The following is a 22,025-nucleotide window of genomic DNA, read 5'->3' as shown; positions in this document are numbered from 1 at the left end:
TCTTACCTATCAAACTCTAACCAGCCCACAAACGGAGAACCAACATGGACACTAAGCAACTCATTGAAAAGGCCAACAAACTCCCGCCTCTCACCCTCGCTGCCATTACAGGGGGTTTGATGTGCGTAGCGCTATCCATCATCATCAAGCCAGCAGCTGGCATCGGCATCGGCATCGGCGCTGGCATCATGATGTATCGGATGCAGAAGAAGTCGCTGCAGGCGGCAGCAGAAGCGGAGCAGCAAGGAAAGCAACAGCCTTAAAGGCGCAACCATAAAAAGGCCGGGCAAATGCCCGGCCTTTACATAATCGGGGAATCCCCAGCGCCTCGGTTAATCCAAGCCGACAGCACCCATAGTTAATTTACGATCCAGCCTTTTACGGTGTCGCTGCCATACTGGCCGCGCCAGCCTCGCAAGACCGCGTTATTGCCACCTTTAACCCGCAGCTCTTCCAACGTATGCGGGTTTTTGTAGACAACCTCGCGGCGTGGCTTCCTTGTTTTCTTTGGCTCAACCTCTTTGGGTTGATCAGGATGGACAATTCGCAGGCCTTCTTTAAGGCTGAATCCGTATTTTTCCAGAAGCTCCGAGAAGCCTTTCACCAGGTCCAGCTCGCGCTGCAGGCGATCATCGGTCCCCAGCTGATAAAGTTTCGCCTGCAGGTTAGCCAGCTCCGCTTCAACAGATCGATATTCAGCGACTACGCTCATTTCCATACCCCTCATTTCTTTTCCAGTTTTACAACTCGTGATGTATTACCTAGCGCACCGAGGTAGTCGTTATAAACCTCGGGATTAACCGCGCGTAATGACAGCGGTTTCTTGATCATGGCCGGCATTGTCTTGGCCAGATACAGATTGCTCTCATAAAGGAATTGGCTAGCATCGCTGTCAGGCGGCGAGCCTGACATACCAGCCCTGAGCCACTGCAGGAGCTGCAGGTCTTCCGGGCATAGGAGGTAAAGCATTTTCCTGGCCCGCGTCATGCCGACATAAAATAGCCGCCGCTCGTCTTCAAGATGCGTGGCCATTCGATCTTCATCGAGCGCCTTTTTGGGCTTTAACGGGAAGCCTGTTCGGCTGAGGCCGACCATTATCACGCATGGCCATTCAAGGCCCTTCGCCCGATGCACACTCGTCATGTGCAGGGCCTCAGTGGATTCTTTGGCGCGATCCGAGAACGAACGCAGATCACTTACATGATCGAGGAACTGATCAAGCGTCTTTCCTTTTGAGTTCATCTCAACATACGACAAAAACGCTTCCACTAATGCCCACTGATCATCAGCTTCTTCAACTTTTGATGCCAGCTTGTAGATGCTTTTCTGCACATTGAGAATTTCAACAAGCTGGCTCAATAGATTGTGCGGCGGAATAGACTTGTTGCTTCTCAGTGCGCGTACCTTCTTCCACAAGATGCCGCGCTGATACACCTTCTCCGATAATGAGCCGTCCTGCACTTGAAGCCCTGTTTTAACGAACTGTGCAAAGCCAGCCATATCGTCAGGATGGGTCAGCACCTGGCTGCAGAGGTCATTGGTCTTCTCCCAGCTCAAGCCGATTGGCGGCGTATCCAGCATCTTCTTCAGCTCCCTGACTGAGCCAGGGTCAGGATCACCCGCGTAAGGACGGGCAGCAATGCGCCCGGCTGCGAGATTCATCCAGCCAAGCAGGCATGACACCCACCGGTTTTCGAGCACGGAAACTTCATCGCCACCCTCAAGCCGGAACGGCACGCCATCTTTGAGCAGCGCGAACTGACTGAATGCGGACTTGGAGTAGGCGCGCACAAGGATGGCAATGTCTGCGAGCTTGCCACCGCCCCCGATCCATTTATTGACGATTTCGAGCACCTTGCTCCCATAGGAGCCTTCCCACTCGATTTCAATGCCGGTGGCTGGCGCGTGCTCGCCGCTGATGCAGAGCTTGTCGGCCCGGTCGGTGTTGCCAGTGATCACATAGTTTGCAGCGCATGACAGGGCATGCCCGTAGCGCCACGTCCTGGTGAGGTGGTAAACGGTGGCACCGGGAAAGTCCCGCTCAAAGTCGCGCAGGATGTACGAGGGCTTGGCCCCGCGCCAGGTATAGATCGTCTGGTCGTCGTCGCCCACGACCATAACCCTGGCTTTTTTGCCGGCCACGAAGCGCACCAGCGCCTGCTGGGACTCACAGATATCCTGGTACTCATCGACAATGATGTGCTCGTAGCGATCAGCAATACACGCAGCAGCTTTCTTGTTGCTTTGCATGAGCATAACGGGGTCATAAATCAGGTCGCTGAAGAAGCGCTTCTGCTTCTGGGCGCGGATTTTCTCGTAGGTCGAGTACATGGGCACAAACCATTTGTACTTGGCATCCCACTCTCCGTTTTTCCAGACCTGCTCTGGCGGCAGCAGATCACTCTTCACGCGATCTACGAAACCAAGAAACACGTCCGCGATCAGTCGCGGGTACTTGTGGCCATTACGTCTGCAGGCGTCCTCAATCACCGATGCGGCGAAATAGCTGGCCTTGGCCGGGCTTGCCTCAAAATCCCAAGCTGGGGCAAGCCCCGCTTTAATCAGGCGGTTGAGTGTGATGGTGCCAAGACGATGATAGGTGACCGATTGGGGGGCATTGCGCTTACCCAAGCGACCTTCCAGCTTCGCCGCCAGCTCAAGTGAGGCTGCCTTGTTAAACATCACCGCGATCAAGTGCGCCGGGTCCACCCGTTGCGCTTCCACCAGGAAAGCAATGCGCTCAGCCATCGTCGTGGACTTGCCTGAGCCGGCTACCGCCAAAACAACGGCATGCTTACTCGGCGGATGGTGAACTATCTTTTGCTGCTCATCTGAAAGAGGCATACAGCCCTCCCATAATTAAACAATCCCCGCTTGAGCAATCAGGACGCGAGTTAGTGGCGGAAAGAAAAATGCCCTTGCAGAAATCACCGACAAGGGCACAAGAGGGAGAGGTCATCGAACAATCAGGACAAGATCATCACGCGATCTTGTTTGTGCCCATCAATCAGCGGGAATGGGGTCGGGCCTGTTCATTTGTCAGTTTGGGGCGCGGGAGTTTGATTTGAGGATCAGCCACCTCGACTGGTTTCGCAGGGGCTGCGGCGAATACCTTCACTGGTGCTACCGCGACTGTCTTTGCTGGGGCTGTCGCGACTGCCGGAGCTGCCGGGGCTTTCAGCTTCAACTTGGCCTGGGGCAGTCGCTCCGATACCACAGGAGCTGGTGCTGAGCCTTTCGCGGCTGGTGCTGAGCCTTTCGCGGCTGGTACTGGCTCTGCAATCACGCCGATATCTTTGGCCTCACTGGCAGACGTGACGCGGCCTTTCTTGATCATCACAGTGCTGTCATACCAGTCGATGTGGAATTGCAGCGCATAGCGCTCGCCTACCTGCCCAAGCACTTCCGGCCACGTCTTGCCGCCGATGAAGCTGATGACCTTCGGGATATCAGCATTTGGCAAGTCGCCATCCTGATAGAGCTGCCATCCAGTCGGCAGGATCATGCTTGCCGCCGCAGCGAACGGCAGGCGGTCACCGTAGCCTTCAAGGACTTCGGGGTTCCCAGAGCCATTCTGGGTCACCGTCTTGTAGGCCAGATCGACAAGCAGGCGCGCGTTCTCGTAGCGCTTCTGCCTCATTTCAAGCTCAGCCTCTTGGGTGCGGAACGAGGCGCTGGCTTCGCGCTGATAGATGCTGCGCTTGCCCATAAGCCCGCTCTCTGAAGAGATTTCAGCGCCCCCCTCAATGCTGAATCCGGCCATAGCTCCAGAGCTGGCAACCACCAGCCCAACCATCAGCCCCAGGCTAGTCACACGCCTCATCATTCCCCTCCCCGGCAAAGCCGCTCTTTGTTCAATAGTTGCTGCTCCTGCACAAACACAGTGCGGACACAGTGGCGCATCCATTCCTGCAGCCGGTGCGGACTGTCCTTCTCCAGAGATTCCATGTACTCGATCAGCTGGGCCTCAATGCCCGCGCCCGATTCACTTACAGGTATCCGCAGGGTGCGCCTGAAAACGCCACCCTCACCCGCCATCAACGAACGCCCCCGGCTTCCTTGTAGAGGATGATCACCTGGCGAAGGCTGGAATTGACTTTCACGTCTGCGAGCGCCCCGGCCTGGTAACCCGCATCAGCCAGCCAGTTCACTGGCGGACGGCGTTGCTCGGTAAACACAACCATGAGCGGTGTTGCCGGGCGATTGCCGAGCACAACCGGAGCCGGCCAGCCGATGGCATCCGTCAACGAGCGCAAGAAGCCTTCCAGCTCGCCATGAAACCCCCCCTCCAGCAATAACGGCTCGCGCATTTCGGGCGACACCTTGGAGAGGTCAATCCGGTATTCCTCGGTAACCCCGTTGGCCTTGGATACAGCGCTTTGCGCCAGTGCCGCCTGTTCGGAAGAGCGAGCAACACGCATCGCTGACTCATTCAGCGCAACAACCGCAGGATCAGAGTCGGTCATCAGAACTTCGGTGGATTTGCTCTGACAGCCGGCCAGGAGAAGGATCGGAACAAACGCGGCTGTAGCAAGGAATGGCTTTTTCATGTCAGTCACGCCACAAGTATTATTACGGTGCAATAATACTGTATCGTTGTAGTGTCGAAGTCAACATAACCGCCGCTGAAATCAACGCCGCCTGTGCATCTCGGCCTAGAGCCTGGCTATTCGTTCAGGCAAAAAAAGGGTGCCTTCTGGCACCCTAGATTGAATCGGCTTATAGCGATGGCGAAGAGGATCGGCGCTGCCTCACGGCCTCTATGACCTCCTGCTCTGCTTCCTCATCAGGTAGCAGGCTTACCTGAATCGAGCTGCGCTCGACCGGCTGCACCAGCTCAAGCTCATCAGTCGCATTGCTCAGCGCCAGCTCGTCCTTGTACTGCGCCAGCATGATCAGATACGGGTCACCTCCCTCATCGAGCTTGTTGAAGTCCTGCGCTGCAAACCATTGATCCAGCTCGCGCTTAACTTCTTTCGCCTCTTGCAGCTCGGCCTCAAACGGGGACGTTTCTGCGCGCAAGGCTTCAAGATCACCCAGCGCCGCCAAACCGCGCGTCCGAATACCAATCTCTTCCTGGTACTCCTTGACCTTCGCAGCTCGATCAAACCACTGCCGAACACCACGACCGAGCACCTGGGTGTTCTTCGTCTGCTGCAGGGTGTTCATGGGCAAGCGCTGCCCATCTTCAGCCGAAACGCCGTACACGGACCAAGGCGCATGTTTCTGGCGGACATCGCGCTCAAGCATGAGCTTGATGCCTCCAACATGAGCATTCAGGTCTGCCGTCTGCTGATTGTTCAGCATCATTTTGGCTTCGATGTTGGTGATCCGGGTCAGCAGGGCGTTACCCAGCTCCGTTGCATACAGCCACGTAGTATCACCATCCTGAACGCCGGTAATGGAGCCATTGACTGTTGCGGACTTCCACTGAGCTTTAGGGAGCAGGCTCATAGCGTGCTTCTCGCTCTCGATTGCCGTGTTAAGCCCTTTGATCATGCCCTGCAGGTGATATTCAGCGCTCAGCTTGCTGGCACGGTCGCCGTACCATGCTTTCTCCTTGCGCTCCAGTCGCACTACCTTGTCGTCAACCTCGACCTTCTCCCTGATCTTCGGATTCCCGGTGGTGACAGCCATGACCTCCGCGTACCCAAGGTCCATTTCTTCGCTTACGTCACGCCCCGCAAGATCAGGATCACCAAGGGCCTGCGAGATGAAAGTCGCTTTACGCTTGTTGGTTTCCCACATAAACAGATCGAAGCTGTCCTTCGTCGTGTAACGGTGCTCTTCGACCTCCTTGAAGAACAGATTGCCCTGACGATCGATCCGGCCATTACGCTGCTCAATGTCTGCGGGTCGCCACGGGCAGTCCACGTTATGCAACGCACACAGGCGCTCCTGTACGTTCGTGCCAACACCCATCTTCTCAGTTGAGCCGATCAGTACGCGCTTCTCGCCAGAGCGCACTTTGGAAAACAGCTCTTCCTTCTGATCGTTGTTCTTCGCGTCATGGATAAAGGCAATGTCTGCCGCAGGCATGCCGAGTTCAACCAGTCGCTCTTTCAGCTCTTCATAGGTCGAAAACTCTTTGTCCTTGCCAGGCGTCCCAAGGTCGATAAAGACCAACTGGGTGGCCCTCACGTCAGAATGCCGTTCCCAGAGCACATGGATATTCTCAGCAACCTGCGCCAGCTTCGTGGACGAATTGCTCGGCAACGATGGTTCGACCAGCCTCATGTCGAGCGATGCCTTGCGCCCTGCGCTGGCGATGCTCAGCATGTTGTCTTCCTCGGGCTTTACTTTGCCCTGGCGCACAGCGACAGCACGGATAGCCAGATGCTTCATAAACGCCTGCTGCCACTCCGACTGCTCGACTGACGCAATGTGCGTGTGGACCTCTGGCCGTGGGAGCTTCATCTGCTCCTTCGTCTTCACGTCTGCGAAGGACCGGAAAATTTTCAGCATCTCCGGCAGATTCACGAACCTTGCAAAGCGTTCGTTGACCCGGAAGCCGCCACCTTCAGGCAGAGCCTCAAGATTGCTCACCACTTCACCGAAACGGGTGGCCCACTCGTCGAAATGGTTGATCCCCATATCTTGCAGCAGGTCGTTACGCAGCATCTTGTTGTGGACGTACAGCTCGCACATGCTGTTCGCAACCGGGGTGCCGGTGAAGAAGTTCATGCCGAACGGCTTACCGTGCAGGCGCTCAAGGTATTGGCCCAGCGTCCACATGTTGAAAGCCCGCTTGGAGCCAGACGTTGTAACCCCGAGCACGTTCATGCCCGATTCAAGATCGAGGTTTTTGTACAGGTGGGCCTCATCAACCTGCAGCGAGTCGATCCCGAACTTGTCGAGGGTGATCGTGCGCCCATCCTTCTCGTCTTTGGCATACGCCTCAATAACAGAATCGCGCGCACTCTCTACCGACTTGATTTTGGCTGTCAGCTGGCGCTCAAGGCGAGCATTGTCCGCCTCTTCCAGCTTCGCCTGGAGCACGCCAATGGAGCGGTCATACTGGGCCTCAACGATATCAATCGGGGCCGAAATGTTGTTCAGCATCGAGTGCGTGCAGACCACGATGTCCCAGTCGTTATTTCGCGCGATACCGAGGAAGCGATTGCGGCGTGTGCCCCGCAAATCATCCCCGGTCACCATCAGAATCTTGGCACCTGGGTACATTTGCTTGGCCTCACGACTGATCTGGCCGAGCATGTGATTGGGCACAGCAATCATGGGCTTGTTGTGCATGCCGATCTGCTTGAGCTTCATCGCAATGGCGACCATCTCAAACGTCTTGCCGGCACCTACTGCGTGAGCGGCCATGACGTTGTAGCCGAGCATTGCCATCGCCACCATATCCTTCTGGTGGGGGCGAGGCTGCCATGTAGGCGCAAGGCCTGGGAAAGACAGCCGTGATCCATCTACGGTCGGCAGCCTGATGACGTTCGTGCTCTCGTTGTATAGCGTGCAGTAGCGCTGAGCGCGCTCAGGATCAGCCGCGACCCAGCGATAGAACATCTCGCTCAGTTCTTCCTGCTTCCCCCGCGACTCCAGAGTGGCCTTTTCATCCGTCCGAGTTTTCCCCTGATCATCTTTGTAGGTGTGCGTGGGGCGCTGCTTGTTCAGCAGCTTCTCCAGCAAGACCTCAAGGCTTGCGCGCGAAGTACCAAAAACGGTATTCCGCTGGGTTTCATAGTCGCGCTTGAATGCCCCGGATACGTCGAGTGACCACATCGCCGCGTCTGGGACGTAGCGCACCTTGAAGTCAGCTTCGGTTAGGTTCGCATTCACGAGGCTGCTAACGAACATGCGGATGTCGTCACTGGGAATCCAGTTGGAGCCAAGCTGGATCGATATGTCCTCGAAGGGAATGCGCGTTGGCTGAACATCCGTCAGTGCTTGCACATTGAGCTGGTAACGGTCGTTGATCTGCGCTGCTTGCCGGGCCTCTTCCAGCTTGCGCAGCACGTTACCACTCAGGTACTGGTCAGCACGGATTACATCGCCAGTCGCCGGGTCAAAGAAAATCTTGTCACCCAGCAGCTCTTTGGTTACCTGCTCTTTGCTGATGCCCGTGATTTCTGCCATGAAATCAATGTCCGGTACGCCCTTGCGGTCGATACTGACGTAGTAGGCATCGGTGGAATCCGCGGCAACAGCTTCGCTGGCGCGGGATACGACACGCTTCGTCAGCGCATCAGCAAGACTGACAACCAGCTCCTGCTCGTCATCCCAGTTTTCGAGCGCACAGACTTCTGCGCTGCCTGGATCATCGCCATAGATTTTGATGTTCGCCGGGCGATTGACCGGGCCGTATTCCTCGGTAAAGCGCTCGTAGGCATCGCGCACATTGGCCTGTACTCGCTCCAGCTCTTCGTCGGTGCCATCAAGCTGCGCACGGATCAGCTCTCGCGCGCTGTCGCGCAACTCGATATACGATGCCAGTCGAACGCTTTCCTCCGGCGAAACGTCAACGACGCCAGCAATGTACTTGGAGCCGACGCGGATACCGTCCTCATCGAACTGGTCCACGACATCGAGCACTTCAACGATCTGGCCGTCGATGACGATCATGTCACCGACAAAGCCTGCATGCTCGTCAAGCATCATGCCGCCGTCTTCTGCCGCGACCTCAAGCGCAGGAGTGGTATTGACCTGCTGCGCGACTGGCCATTCATTCCGCTGAGCGATGCCAGCTGGCACGAGTGCATCAGCGCGCTCGGCTACTTGGATAGCAATCTGCTGGTGCAGGGGGAATGGCTTCAAATGCCGCAAATGCTCGGGCGCACGCACAACCAACTTCGGGCCGAACGCGCTGCTTTCGACCGTGTAGTCGCCCAGCACGTTTTCAGGGTTGCTGAGGAAGTAGGAGTTGACGCTGAACTCTTCGGTTTCCTCGCCATTGCTCAGGCGTAGGGCTTCTGTCCCCGTAAAGTCGTAATCGGGGGCAGTGCCTGGCGGGCGGCGCTGGAAGAAGAGAATATCGGTTGTGACCTTTGCTCCCTGGTCCCCGAACGAGTCTGCGGGCAACCTGATACCGGCAACAAGATTCGCCTTGTCCATGATCTGCTCACGAATCGAAGCGTCCTTCTTGTCCATCGTGCCGCTGGACGTGATCACAGCCATGACGCCACCCGGCTTGAGATGATCGAGGCTTCGCACGATGAAGTAGTCGTGAATGTGAGAAGCCTGCGGATAGCGCGCGTCGGTAATGACTGTCTCACCAAACGGCACATTACCAACCACTGCGTCGAAGTTTCGATCAAGCACAGCGCGCTCGTAGCGCTGCTCTACGAGAGTCACATCAGGGACCATGACCTTGGCCAGTCGAATGGCAATGGGGTCACACTCAATGCCGACCATCCGCCCATGGCGCTGCACATCCTCCGGCGCGGTGGCGTAGAAAGTGCCACTGCCGCATCCAGGGTCCATGAAACGGCCAGAGGCAGGTACGCCTGCGCGCTGCAGCATGCCCCAAATGGCTCGACTGTATGGGGCTGGCGTGTAGTAGCTCTCTAGTCGGTTCGCGAGCATGGTTCGGTTGAACGCGCTGGAGTCGATACCCAGGCTCCGGGCAATGTTCTGCCCCATCATGTTCTTCGATTTCGTGCGACTGTCTGTCCTAACGGTCTGAGCAATGCCGCCCCAGCCCCGGAACCGAGCCAAGCTGGCGCGCACTCGCCAGTCAGCGAGGCCATGCTTCTCAGCGCTCTCAAGCGAACGGAAAGGATCGGCAACCGAGCCTGAAGGATTGCCCTGCCCTTCAAGGAAGTCGTTATAGGTCAGGCCGCGCCAGGTACGGTCAATTTCCGCCTCAACCTCTGGCTCTTCCTCGGGAGCGAGGGGCTGCCCTGGCTGTGCTTCTGGCTGTGCTTCTGGCTGTGCTTCTGGCTGTGCTTCTGGCTTCGGCTGTTCCAGCGTCACGCCCTGGAAGTGCTTGGCGCTCTCTGCCGATATCTCAGCGAGCACCTGGTCTACGGTCAGGGTGAAGTCGTCGCGCACGGCAAATGCAGGGAGAACGGCACCGGATACGTGCCCGGTGTAGTCCCAGCGCCTTTCGAGCATCATCGCGACAATCTGATCGGCACCCTTCCGCCACTGCAAGATTCGCTCGCCTAGATCCTCTTCTTGCTCAACGAACCGCCACCCATCAGCCTGCAATGCTGCGCTGACCGCCCGCTCGTGCGCGAGCAAGACCAAGCGCAACTCTTCTGCTGCCAGGTCACTGTCCTCAAGGGAGGCGCGCATATCCTTGGTGGTCGCGTACAGCTCAATCGCTCTCGACGTTGCACCAGCCTTGGACAGGTTCTTTCGCTGCAGGGGGCTGAGTCTAAGCGCGGCTTCAGGCCCACCGGCCTTCTCGTGCATGAAGTCCACGAACGCGGCCTGCGTAACGCCATCGGCATCTGCAGTGGGGTCTTTCTTGAATAGCTCGTAAGCCGCGTCGTAATTGCCTGCGGCGAAGAGGGCCTTGGTTTGCAGCCAGACAGCAGGTGCATCATTGATATCCTGCTCTTCCTGCTGCTCTTCCTGCTGCTCCGGCGCTTGTGCCGAGGCAAGCAGGCTGCGCGCGACCAGTTCACCATAGGGCAGCGCATTCAGCTCGCTGGAAATGCGATGACGCAGCACGCCATAAAGCTCGTCGCCGTCAAACTCATTGCGGTAGCGCTCGGCGTATTCATCACCCCAGAGCACCATGTTGACCTGCTCGTCCTGGCCAGCATGAAAAACAGCATGCCCGTCGAGCTTGCGATTCTGCTCGACGTAGTTCGCCGCCATGCTGTCATTCGGATCAATTGCGGCGTAGAAGCGCCCAGCCAGGAATGGCCCACCTTCAACGGTCTTGTGACCGAGCAGCGGGCGTGCAGCGTTCATCACCAGCCACGAGCTAGGGACATCGAGTCCTATCGAGGCCAAGTCCAGATCAGTAATTCTGGCCTGCAGTTCGCCAGCCAGATCAATCAGGGTTCGCTGGCTATCGCTCAGCTCAACCTTGACCGGTTCAGTCAGTGCTCCGTTGGAGTCTTGAAGCTCTTCGCCAGCTCGCTGATCAGCTGCTCCCGCACTGCCTGCTTGCCGTGGTTCATCCAGATTGACCGGCGCAGATAGTCCGCGTCCGCCTCCAGCGGGTTGAGCTTGCGCCACTCCCGCTCCATCTTCCGTGCTTGGACGCTCAGGGCCTCCTGTTTCTGCTTCAGGAAGCGCTCCAGTTTGCCCGCCTTCGCCAGCACGGTGATCTTGGCCGGGTCTTCGGCCATCATGATTTCGTGAGTCATTCTGGCCCAAAACGGCAGGCCCTTCAGTTCGGGCATCAGGCCTGCCTCCATCGGCATCGACAGATAGACCTCGTGCATTTCCGAGTTCAGTGACATTTCGCTTCTCCTTGACCAACTTGTTCGATTTTGCGGCGAGTGCCGGCATGACCACTTCCACGGGCATCTCGCGCATGAACGAGCGCGGGAATACCTCATGGATCATTCGCGGGGTCATCCCATTGAAGGGACGCACCCAGTATTCGTTTGCAAAGCGTGTATCACGCTTGAAGCCCAGCTGTGTCAACGCCTCACGATGGTCGGCAATCTTCGGACCACCCATCACCAGCATGTGGTTGACCTTTTTCACCTGGTCGAGGTTTACGAACAGGCGAATGCCATACATCGAAACGTCGAGCCAAACCTTGTTTGCAGCCATACATCCAGTCTCCCAATCCTATCCGCAAGAAATCTGGCGGGCTAAGCCCGCCAGCTTCCAATCACATGCCAGGCCGTGGGCCTCTTTGGGCTTGGCGTTGAGCGGCCTCATTCATCAGAGAATCGAGGTCATCATCGAAGGATTGGTATTCCTGTGACTGCGGCTGCGGTTCCGGCTGGTGCTGCAGTTCTTGCATCGTGGCGAGGTCACTTGCGTAGGTGTCAAACTCCTCCATGCTCCCGAAGTCATCCATACCGTCATCCATACCGTCGTCGTAGCTATTGCGCGCAGGTGCATCATAGTTAGAGGTGCTGCTTTGCTGCCCCCGCGCCTGCGGAGCAGGCCTCGTGTCGGCTTCGGGCTGTTGTCGTGCCGGTTGAGCCTGGCGCTGGGGCTGTTCAGCTCTCGGCTGCGGCGACTGCTGCTGGGCTTGCGATGTTTCTGCAGCAAGACGAATTTCACGCTCCGGCCTTGTTTCAGGAATGAACTGAGTGAGTCGGCCACCAGCGGCAGGGGCTGCATCAACAACCATCATCGCGCCGGTACGCGATGTCTTGATATGCAAGTCCGCTAGCCTGTAGCCCGGCTGAGTCGTGGGTCGGTTGTTCTCGTCGAGTTGGTCATTGCGTTTCCAGTCAAACGCACCCGGCACTGCCAGGTAGGACTGCTTTTCACCGCCAACACTATCGCGGCCAACCCGCACTTGCAGCCCAGGAATCAAGGTCACCTTGAGCGATTTCATCTGCTCAGGCGTGGCCTGTGCAGTCACGCTTCTGATGACCTGCATGAGGTTCTGCAACCCGCTGTTGCGACCGACCAGCTCTTTCACTTTCTCCTGGTTCGGCAGCGCGTACTGCTTAGTGTCATTCTTGCCGTCATCAACACGAATGGCCCCAGAGCCGTAGACATAAAAGGTCTTGCTGCCCGAACGCACGGCAACGAACGGACTCAGCCCCGGCTTGGCGCTGCTTCCGTCGCCCCACAAAGCATCGCCTTTAACATCGTGAGTGATGCTCGTCTGATCTGACCACTTCCAAGGCGTGAGCATCCGCTCCAGCTCTTTCTCGATGCTGCTAGCGATCTGTGTTCCATCGAGCACAACCGGGCCTTCTTCCACGTCAAACATACGAACATCTGCGGACCAAATGCCAGTCTGAGCATCTTTCTTCGGGGGCTGCGCTTGCACGATGGCGCGAGCGCAGAAGGCATCATTCAGGTATGCGTGGAAATACTCGGCACTGTAGTAGGTGCGATCTGGATCATTAGCCCTACCAGTGAGGCGACTCACCTTATCGGCACGAAGCACGCTGCCGCTTTGGGGTAGGTGCTGACCGGCTGATGATTTCGTGCTTGCTACGGCCACATACTGGTCGTTATCAACGCGAGTGCCGTAGGCGATGAAGTGATCGGGCTTGCCCCGTACACCGCGCACCTCTTCAACCCGCATCAAGAAATACTTGGCCTTATCCTGCTTGCGCAGGGCTTCAAATTGACTCTCGAAAAGGCTCTGAACATCCATCTACATTTCTCCTAGCGCATTGATGCGCTGGTGTATTTCGGGGTGCTAGGGGTTTGATTTGGCTCACCGCTCTCGGCGGCAGCAAATACCTCGTGAAGCGGCCCCGACACCACTTCAAGGTCAAAGTCTTCATCAATGGCTTCAAGCTGGTCGTCATCGTCCAGAGCGGCTGCCAAGCTGTTCTCGTCGAGCCAGCTGCCGAATTTCTCAGCAGCCGAGCGCTCGAAAACGCCGCCTATTTCTTTGTCAGCCTTGGCAGTGGAGAGGCGCAGGCCAAAGTTGCCGGTGGCCAATGCCTCCAAGTCCACGCCCAGCTTCTGGAGGTATGCCTTGGCCTTGCCGGACTCTGGCTCCGGGTCTGCCTTGAGGTGAGCCGCATCGGGATCACCCTTGAGCCGCTTAATTTCTTCAAGCAGTGCGGTTACTGAATAGGTCGGCTCGCCCGAGGAAAGATCGGCTGGCAATGCACCCAACGCCCTCGCTTCCTGTACAAGCACCTCCGACTTCACACGCGGAGGGGCTATCTTCACCAGGCTCAGTGGCAGTGACTTGCCCGCCGTATCGACACCCTTCAACGTGTCATTGAGCGAGGACTCAATATCCGTAACCTGCTGTGACAGGTAGTTGATCCCAGCCTTAGCCATTGCGTACTGCTGCTGCAGCGCCCCGACCTGAAGCATCCGCTGGTCGTCCAGCTCGATAAGCTGCTCTGCTGGCTTGGGAGGTACAACGCCCTGGATCACGTAGTCATTCCATGCCGTTGCCCCAGCATCGAGAATGTCCACCTGCATCGAGCGCTCCATATCGACGCCCAGACCTACGACACGCATCCCCGGCATATCCATCCGGGCAATCGTCTTGGCAACATCGTGCAGCTGAGCGCCCGACATACTGGGAACGCGATCTACAAGCGACTGGGCAAGTTCAGCGGACAGGTCCAGCTTGGCGAGTATTAGCCCATCAATCTTCACGCCGGCCATGCGGCTCAGCAGCGCGTAGTGGTGCAGCTGCACTCTGTAGTCGTATTCAATTTCGTCGCTGAAACTGTTCGGGACTTTGTAGTCGGTTGTGTAGCGCTTGCCGTTGAGTTGAATGATGTCGTCAGGGTTTCCCACCAACCATTCATAGCCGGGCCGCTTTGGCGCTGTCGCGGTTGCGTCCATGGCAGCCTGATCTTGGATGCCCCTGTATCGATACATGAATGCCAACCTGGCAAGCGGCTCAAGTACGGTGCCGCGCTTCATGTGGACGGTTTGAAACTCAGGCAGGCGCATCATCAGTTTTTGCTGCACGACACGCTGCAGAGTCCCAAACCCTGACTCTTTGACGCCATAGAGGCCGCGCATGACTGCACCCATTTCAGAGCCGCCAATCCCCTTGAGGCGTTTGGCATGCCACTCGGCTTGCTCGCGGTGGTACTTCATCACTCCACCAAGCCATCGCTCAGCATGTTCCTGCTGAACCACCGGGGCCTGTTCCAGTGAAGCCAGGATCGACTTAATATCACTCATTTCGTATTATTAAACCGTGTTCACAGTGCGCAAAAAAATACCTCGTGGGCTTTCTCTCAAGATAGCCCACGGGGTAATAACTGTAAACCGTGGTATGCGGCGATGGAACCTGACTGCTAGAGACTTATGCGCGTATCAACGAGCCTATGCCCGCCATCGACACTGATGATTGCGGAGTCATCGAAAACAGTAGCAACTTGCACCTCACCGACCGTCGCGGTCATCACGGTGTAAGCAATGACAGCCAGATGGGAATACTCTTCATGCTCCAGAACGGAGCCGAGCATGTAAGGGTAAACAGTCGGGCCTCTTGGCCACGCCTCGGCGCTGGCCCGCTCAACGCCAAGGCGCTTTACCGCTATCGACTCAAGCTGATCGAGAATTTCTTTCTTGGCTCGGCTCAGATTGAGAAAGCGAGTCTGCTTCAGTCCGCACTCTTCGCTATCGCTCAGATCGGCCTTGTGGCGAAGCCATTTCCCGATCTCAACCTGCACATCAACAATGGCGATATCGATACCCAGCGCGCCCGCGTGCTCAAAGCTGTACGGCAGAGCCGGACTGTTGTACCCATAGAGGAATGTCATTGTTCCATCAGGAAAGCGCAGCTCTGGGAACAGTTTTTCAACCCCGGTAAGCAGAAGCTCATCCTCGATGGGTCGGTGCTCGGCATCGCCTCGGTAGAAGAGGACAGTGCTCAAATTAACTTTTGACATTACGCTTGCTCTAACCAGGCCACGTTTAAGTGATATTATAGGATGTACAAACCGCTACAGGCGACTAGCCATGAAAAATGACGTCAATAATGCATCATTAAAAGACAAGATGCCATCAGCCATGGCCGAGGTAGGCATGGCCGATCCGGGGTTGTTGACCGGGAGCAATATCTCTCAGTTCGTGAGCGCACAGAACCTCCATTTGATTGAGCTTAGCATGGGGTTAGGCGTCAACAGCGCAGCACTTTACACCAAGAAAGGCGCCGGATTATTAAATAGCACCCTCTCTCTGCTACTGCGCCTCTATGCGGCCTTCCCTGAGCACCTGCCGCGCTTCAAGACTCCGACCTACGAATCGCTTATCGAGCGGATCACTGAAATTGATCCAACCTTTAAGCCAACTAACTTCGGCCCCCTGCTTGGCCTGGAAATCAACAGCAGCTTCCGCCTCAAGACCGCTGGCCTGGAAGGCTCGGCACCGACAGTTCGCTCCTTGGCCTATCTAATCAAGCTGCTTATCGATGATGACCCCAATAACTGGTGGATCATCAAGGACGCCGTAGAGATCGAAGCCAAGGCGCGCAAGATCGTGCCAGCCGAAAGTGTTTGGCAGCATGGTGGCTGGAAGAAGCACATACCGAAACCAGCCCCTCTCACCTCGTCGAAAGCGGTTGCAGCTGGTGGCGTCAAGTCATCAAGCACCGCAAAACCGCTCCACCGCAGGCAGAAATAAGTTATGCAAGCGCTGATCAATGACACGGTAAATGAGAGCCTGAGCGCCCTATCTAGTGCATTGAATGGATTCAAGGCCGCCTGCTTGGCGCAGGGCGGCGTACTGCAGGGCACGCGCTTTAACGCTATCGACGGCGTGGCAGAGGCAGGAAGCCCCGCAGAGCTGCTTGTCGATGCGGTCAGTGCTTGGGATATACCTGATGAGTCGGTTAAGGGGAGCGTTGCTCGCTTCCCCGGCGTTTTTGAAGTCAGCGCCCAGGTTATCGCTGCCGCTGCTGCACTCAATGCCGAGAAGGAGCGCCTGGCAATGGCGGTCAATGCCCTATCCGAGGGCGGCAGCGACTCCAGAAAGATGCGCCTCGCATATCGAGCATCTGGACACCCGCGACTCCATCCGCTGCAGGCTCAACGCCAAATCGTCATCCTGCAGGGAGAAGGCCTCTCCCGAGTGGGGTTCACTGTAGCCAAGCAAGGCCACAGCATTAGGGTGATGACCTATACAGAGGCGGTGGCCGAGCTGGGCCGCAATAATGCCTATGACGTGATCGAGCAGATTCAGAGCATGCCCGAATCCTCCGTGATCCACTGGCACACCCCAGTTTCTCGACACATCCGGGCAAATGTAGTTTGGGATATTGCCGGCAGCCGCAAGTCGCAGATGTTCCACGCTTCGCTACCGTTCTTGGTTCAGGAGGGCTTCTGGCCATCCAAGTGGGTGAGGTTCCCGACTCCCCGCACGCATACACAGCGCCGGGACCAAAAAGGCACGCTTCTGGCCAACGTCCCTCTCCGGGCTGGCGCATACCTCTCTGTAACGTGAAAAGCCGCATGCGCGGCTTTCTTCTGGACGTGGTGCAGGTTCAGCCCATGCCAGGGCCAAAACTCTTTTTGGGCTTGGCATCAGCCTGCAGACCACCAATCACCCGAGATAAAATGTCTCGATTCTTGGGGAAAAGATCAGCCATATTGCTATTTCGCTTATCTATCAATGGCTTATCGCCAACCACTGCCGACCAATCGCTTTTAGATTTGAGCACTTTTGAAAAGTCGCCCTCGACTTGAACAAGAGAGTGATAAGGCCCTCTCCACTCAAAAGAAGCGCACTTTTCTAGCAGCTGACCAGTAAGGCTCACATTGCCCCCTTCCGATACTGAGCCATGAGCGAGCTTTCAGGCTCGATAGTGCAGGAAATACTCACTTCGGCAGTGTCCACAACTTGGATAGTTCCGCCGCTCTCCAAAATCTCAACAACATCTTGAGGGAGGTCGGGGAACATAAGCCAATCCGTGGCAGCGCCATCCGAAACAAATTCTTGTACAAGGTCTTGTCTGTTGACCTTGCGCACCAAATGACAGCGGCCTGCGTCACATTCTGTCGGCAGAACGTCTTGAACAATAAGAGCTACAAATCTGGACTTTTCATCTCGCCCAACCAAGAAATCAGTAATCAGCATGCAAGAACCTTCCCGATTGGCCCTCTTACCCGAGGGCTTTCAAATCCTCTGCGACCAGATGCAGAGCTTCGCTCTTACTGGCGCCTGGCCTTTCCTTTTGTTTGGCATGTACTGCCGCCATTAAATCTGGGACGTTCTCTGCGAGAACCTTTCGTGCCCACGCCTGCCCCCTTCCAGCAGCATATAGCTCCCTACGAAGAGCGCGCTCATCTGCTTCTGTGGCATAGGCCCAGCGTTTGATGTTACCCACCTGGAAGTGCAACTTCGCTCGCTGCACCCCTTCGCTGGTTTTGTGGATCACGAAGACTTCAGCTCCTTTCTTTGCATTCGGCCTGGTGATTCCGAGAGCAATATCTCGCTCGTCATCGCTAAGCGCGAAAATATCCTGCATTTTTTGGGCTGTCTCAGTGGACTGACTTGTGCCAAAAATAAAAACTGAAGTACACAATTGAATCATGGATTCAGGCAGGTATTCTGCCAACTGCGTACCTAATAGCAGTCCAACTCGATATTTTCGGCCCTCAAACCCCATGCTATCCAAAATCTGGAAAGCACCTTCGACACGCCCGACGCGGTGAAGTTCATCGCCCCAGTACAATTTTAATAATTGATCCTGCCGCTCGAAATAACGGATATGCCAGCGCAGCATTTCATCCGTCAGACCTAGGCGCTCCTTGTGATTCACCATTTCCTGGCCACTGATATCCAGGTTGATGAACAAGTCCTCGGTCAGCAGGCGATGCACAACGGCGAAAAGCACGCTCCGCTTCCAGGCATCAAATTTTGTTTCGCCGCGCCCAAACGCCTCGGTCATGTCGAAAACACAGACCCGAGACTCCGAAATGTCCGTATTGGTGATCTTGCTGAACACCGGAAACATGGCATTTGCGTTGGACAAGGCGTTAGAGATGGCCGCGCAAAGCGACTTCCCGCCAACCTCTGGCATGGCTTTGAACTGATCGTCTAGCTGGTCGCAGACGCGCACCAGATCAGGGAAGATCGGTACGCAGTAACGCTGCGCGACCTTGGCGGCGTGCAGCAGACTGTCATCCTGCTGCTCAACCCCGGCCTTGGCCAGCGCATCAACAACATCCCAGTAATCGCAACCGTCTTGGATGTTCGCCATGCAGCGATCCAGAGCCGAATTAACTTCCTCTGCGGCAATGCTCCGCATGTAGGTCTTGGCCTGGTAGTGGTGAGTCCGAGGGTCGCAGTTCTCATAGGCCCGCTTGATGGTCGCATTGAGAACGGACACAAGGTTGGTGACGCCGCCAGCCCCTTCAATCAGGGAGTCACAGAGAATCACGAGCCAGTTGATCAAGAATATCCGGTGATCCTCAAGCGGATAGCGCAGCGTCAGACGGGTATCCATCATGTTTTTGCACATATCAGCCGCGTTGCTGAACGGAATGAACAGCGCCTCGTGCTTGCGGTTCTCTGGTAGCGAGTCATTGATCATGCTCACAACACCAGATGACGACGCCCCGAAGTCCATGCCCCGGATGTAGGGCATCAGGTCGGCTTCAGGGTGATTAGCAAAGTAATTGATGTTTTCCGAAATGTAGTTGGACTTACCGAAGCCCATCCCGCCGAGCACAAGGCCGATCATGGTGCTCTGCTTGCCACTGAATGGCTGGTGCGGGAGAAGCACTCCATCGCTCGTCCGCATCCAGATGCTGTTGTCCGCTTCCCACAACCGGGCAGGCCGCATGATTGGCATCTGAGCGACAATATCCATTTCGATCTGGGGCGCCTTGGGCGAAGCCGGAGGCATCATATAACCAGGCGTAGCGCTCATGGCGGCTTCAATGGAGCAACCAAAAACAGTTTCGATCTGCTGTCCGCCCCACTGCTGCAGCAGCGTTTCTAGGTCTTGGGCGCGCCGGGTGATTTTCTTCACGCCGTACATGGCTGCACCGCGAGAGTCGTATTGCACTTCAGTATCCGCCCAGGTGGCGATAGACAGCCCGTAACCAAGCACAGCGCCACCGCTTTCCCCGTATGCCTTCATAGCCCGGTCGGCCTTATCGATCTGCCGGTTACTGGCGCTTGCGAAGTTGAAAATGCTCGCAAACGTTCGATTCCAGTAATTGGCCTGATCCGAGTTAGCCATCAGCGAGTAAACCATCCGCACCGGCAGTCGCCGTTGGTAGCACATCCTCAAGAGCGACTCGATAGGCTCAGGCTCAACAGCCAGCTCGCCCACGCTCATCGGGGCATAGGTACGCCCTCCGATGACGGCGAATCGGCCAAGGTCAACAGCCTCGGCAGGAAGCATCTGCTCGGTAAGGGGTGGGGGGAGCATATGCGTCCAATCGACAGGCTTGCCATCTGCCGCCTGCCCCTTTTTCACCGACGCAGGAACTGCCTCGGTCGGGCGCAGCGCACAGTCATTCAACGTGAGTCGTGCGTTCCAGCCATCACCTGTAGTGCCCGGTATCAAACTCATACGCATGGCCTTCAGCCCCTGATAGGCATTCAGACGCTCAAACGCATAGCTCCGACCAGCCTCCTTCAGAAAGACCTCAACCTTGTTGACATGCTGCTCATGCGCCATCTCGATCAGCTTCATGCCGCGCTGGGTCACCATACTTCCGTGGCCCTTGATGGACTTCTTGCGGTCATTCGCAGCAGAGGCTAGCGCCTCCTTATGCTCAGCCTTCGGGAGTGAATCAATATGGGTCACGACAAGGAGGTACTGATCCTCGCTGGCACAGATACTCCCGTAGAGCCGGGCCTCTTCCTCCATGATGTCACGAACTTCCAGGCCACGACGCTCACCGGCCTGGATCATGCGCTCGCGATATTCAAGCATCTTGCTGCTCATGCCTTCCGGGTCATACTCGTAAGACCAGAAAAGGTCGAAGCCCTTAGCGGACTTATCCTGAGTTGATGTTCTGAGAAACTTCGCCCACTCTTGGCGCAGGTTGGCGAATTGCTCTGGGAAATATTGGCCCAGGTATCCATCGATACGGATAACGCTTAGCAGCGAGCCATTGTAAAGAGCCAAGACATTTGAATTGTGCGCGCATGCGACAGGAAAGTATTGGCTATGGTCAGCTTTGGTCCATCCTCGGACACCTCGACGAAGATCATCAATACCGTCCATTAGGCGATCAACATATTTCAACATCAGCACATGCCCCTGCTAGAAATTCCAAGAAATTCATTCTTGAACTTATCAAAATCAAAATCTTCTGTCTGCTCTTCGACTGCAGACTGATTTAATGAATAGCCAATCTCTTCTAGAAAACGTGACGGCTCATAAACTTTATCGTCAGAAGAACCAGGGAAAGCATAACGATCTGCATGGTAAAGATGACAAAACTTCTTGGCGCGCGTAATTGAAACGAACGCCAGTCTTCGCTCTTCTTCTACGTGCCCGCAATCCGCATCATCATCAGATAGCTCTGTACGACTATCGAGAGGCATCAACCCTTCGCTGAAACCGGCAATAAATACCTCTTGCCACTCCAGGCCTTTTGAACGGTGAACGGTGCTGAGTGTTACTTGCTCCGTGCCAGCCTCGCTTTGTCTCGCATCTCGTAGCGCAACTTCTTGCATAATTCCACGCCACGTCAACTTTGGCTCAGCCTGCAATCGATCACCCAGTTCAATTTCAATATCCCGCACGAGCGCTTCTAGATGCTGGGCTTTTTTGTCCCGAATCTGGTCATCCTTCTCGCGCTCAAGAACTGCCATCGGCCCCTCAACAACCCATTTCACGAAACTCTTCGCGTCATCGCTAAACAGGACTTCGGCCCGTAGGTCTTCGTAGAAATTGTTGAATGCGCTGAGGCCGCGAGCACTCAGGTTCGGCAATTGATCAGGGATATCAACAAGACTCGCGCCTGGCGTGTCATTCAGCCAATCACTGATTGCATAGCAGCTAGCCTCACCGAAGCCGTCGATATACGGCTGTACGCTTTTCAGGGCATATGTATCGTTTGGGTTCACAGCCAGTCGGAGTGCAGAGATAGTGGCTACAACCTCCGACCTATCAAAGAGCGACATACCTCCCACCACATGGTATGGAACCCTGTACCGGCGCATGCTCTGCTCGATGAGTAGTGCCATCCGGTTTGTCCGGTACAGCACAGCGAACTCGCTTGCCGGGCGACCGGAGGAAAGCCCATCAGATATGCGCTGGGCAATGCTATCTGCCATTTCATAATGGTTATTAGTCAAAATAACGCTTGGCTCTTCGCCCACATCCCCCCTTGAAAAGGGGCTTTTCTCCAACCGCTCCTGGTTGTGTCTTATGAGTCTCGCCGCGCAATTAACGATGGCCTGAGTCGAACGGTAGTTCTCTTCAAGGCGAAGCTCTGAATCGCCTCGGGTTTCGTGGAGGCCTCAACTCTTGAGAAGATGAGGCCATGAGAAAGACTACGACCTACTCCCCC

The 22,025-nt window shown here is 56.1% G+C and carries 15 protein-coding genes and 1 pseudogene; 4 read left to right on the top strand and 12 right to left on the bottom strand.

Annotation, left to right across the window (positions count from 1 at the left end; genetic code table 11):
- Positions 1–44 precede the first annotated feature (44 nt).
- Positions 45–263: a hypothetical protein gene (locus tag EGJ86_RS22200; RefSeq protein ID WP_125836659.1), complete on the top strand. Its 219-nt coding sequence runs from the start codon at positions 45–47 to the stop codon at positions 261–263.
- A 95-nt stretch (positions 264–358) separates the two neighbouring features.
- Here EGJ86_RS22200 and EGJ86_RS22195 read toward each other — a convergent pair whose 3' ends face one another.
- From EGJ86_RS22195 to EGJ86_RS22160, 8 genes are all read right to left on the bottom strand, one after another.
- On the bottom strand, positions 359–712 hold the full coding sequence (locus EGJ86_RS22195; protein WP_125836658.1) for a histone-like nucleoid-structuring protein, MvaT/MvaU family: 354 nt from the start codon (positions 710–712) through the stop codon (positions 359–361).
- Between the two features lie 11 nt (positions 713–723).
- Positions 724–2,844, bottom strand: a complete 2,121-nt coding sequence (locus tag EGJ86_RS22190; protein ID WP_125836657.1) for an ATP-dependent helicase — start codon at positions 2,842–2,844, stop codon at positions 724–726.
- A 163-nt stretch (positions 2,845–3,007) separates the two neighbouring features.
- Positions 3,008–3,709 (bottom strand): hypothetical protein, encoded by a 702-nt coding sequence (locus EGJ86_RS22185; RefSeq protein WP_125836656.1) that lies wholly within the window; start codon positions 3,707–3,709, stop codon positions 3,008–3,010.
- Positions 3,710–4,037: 328 nt separating this feature from the next.
- Entirely contained in the window at positions 4,038–4,550 is a 513-nt protein-coding gene (locus EGJ86_RS22180) for a DotD/TraH family lipoprotein (protein ID WP_125836655.1), read from the bottom strand.
- Positions 4,551–4,719: 169 nt separating this feature from the next.
- Positions 4,720–10,878, bottom strand: coding sequence for an N-6 DNA methylase (locus EGJ86_RS22175; protein WP_125836654.1), 6,159 nt, complete (start codon positions 10,876–10,878; stop codon positions 4,720–4,722).
- Positions 10,879–11,009: 131 nt separating this feature from the next.
- Positions 11,010–11,375, bottom strand: coding sequence for a hypothetical protein (locus tag EGJ86_RS22170; RefSeq protein ID WP_125836653.1), 366 nt, complete (start codon positions 11,373–11,375; stop codon positions 11,010–11,012).
- Positions 11,376–11,755: 380 nt separating this feature from the next.
- Positions 11,756–13,213 (bottom strand): hypothetical protein, encoded by a 1,458-nt coding sequence (locus EGJ86_RS22165; protein ID WP_125836652.1) that lies wholly within the window; start codon positions 13,211–13,213, stop codon positions 11,756–11,758.
- Positions 13,214–13,224: 11 nt separating this feature from the next.
- On the bottom strand, positions 13,225–14,724 hold the full coding sequence (locus EGJ86_RS22160) for a YqaJ viral recombinase family protein (protein WP_125836651.1): 1,500 nt from the start codon (positions 14,722–14,724) through the stop codon (positions 13,225–13,227).
- Between the two features lie 146 nt (positions 14,725–14,870).
- Between EGJ86_RS22160 and EGJ86_RS25215 the strand changes: the two genes are divergently transcribed.
- The 3 genes from EGJ86_RS25215 to EGJ86_RS22145 all read left to right on the top strand — a co-directional run bounded on the left by EGJ86_RS25215 (position 14,871) and on the right by EGJ86_RS22145 (position 16,989).
- Positions 14,871–15,434, top strand: a complete 564-nt coding sequence (locus tag EGJ86_RS25215) for a hypothetical protein (RefSeq protein WP_125836650.1) — start codon at positions 14,871–14,873, stop codon at positions 15,432–15,434.
- 73 nt (positions 15,435–15,507) lie between these two features.
- Positions 15,508–16,170, top strand: coding sequence for a hypothetical protein (locus EGJ86_RS22150; RefSeq protein ID WP_125836649.1), 663 nt, complete (start codon positions 15,508–15,510; stop codon positions 16,168–16,170).
- A 3-nt stretch (positions 16,171–16,173) separates the two neighbouring features.
- Positions 16,174–16,989: a hypothetical protein gene (locus tag EGJ86_RS22145; RefSeq protein WP_125836648.1), complete on the top strand. Its 816-nt coding sequence runs from the start codon at positions 16,174–16,176 to the stop codon at positions 16,987–16,989.
- 40 nt (positions 16,990–17,029) lie between these two features.
- On the opposite strand, the gene EGJ86_RS22140 is transcribed toward EGJ86_RS22145, so the two are convergent.
- The 4 genes and pseudogenes from EGJ86_RS22140 to EGJ86_RS22125 form a co-directional block, all read right to left on the bottom strand.
- Positions 17,030–17,302 (bottom strand): hypothetical protein, encoded by a 273-nt coding sequence (locus EGJ86_RS22140; protein WP_125836647.1) that lies wholly within the window; start codon positions 17,300–17,302, stop codon positions 17,030–17,032.
- The gene (locus tag EGJ86_RS22135) at positions 17,299–17,622 is read right to left on the bottom strand and encodes a hypothetical protein (protein ID WP_125836646.1); all 324 of its coding nucleotides are present in this window, start codon (positions 17,620–17,622) and stop codon (positions 17,299–17,301) included. Before EGJ86_RS22135 ends, EGJ86_RS22140 begins: the two co-directional genes overlap by 4 nt.
- 25 nt (positions 17,623–17,647) lie before the next feature.
- The gene (locus EGJ86_RS22130) at positions 17,648–20,755 is read right to left on the bottom strand and encodes a hypothetical protein (protein ID WP_125836645.1); all 3,108 of its coding nucleotides are present in this window, start codon (positions 20,753–20,755) and stop codon (positions 17,648–17,650) included.
- A pseudogene (locus EGJ86_RS22125) lies at positions 20,755–21,930 on the bottom strand (ATP-dependent helicase); the annotation flags it as partial. The pseudogene EGJ86_RS22125 and the gene EGJ86_RS22130, both read right to left, overlap by 1 nt.
- Between the last annotated feature and the right edge of the window lie 95 nt (positions 21,931–22,025).

Source organism: Pseudomonas sp. o96-267 (assembly GCF_003935465.1).
Taxonomy (GTDB): Bacteria; Pseudomonadota; Gammaproteobacteria; order Pseudomonadales; family Pseudomonadaceae; genus Aquipseudomonas; species Aquipseudomonas sediminis.
This window is presented reverse-complemented; position numbering and strand designations above follow the sequence as displayed.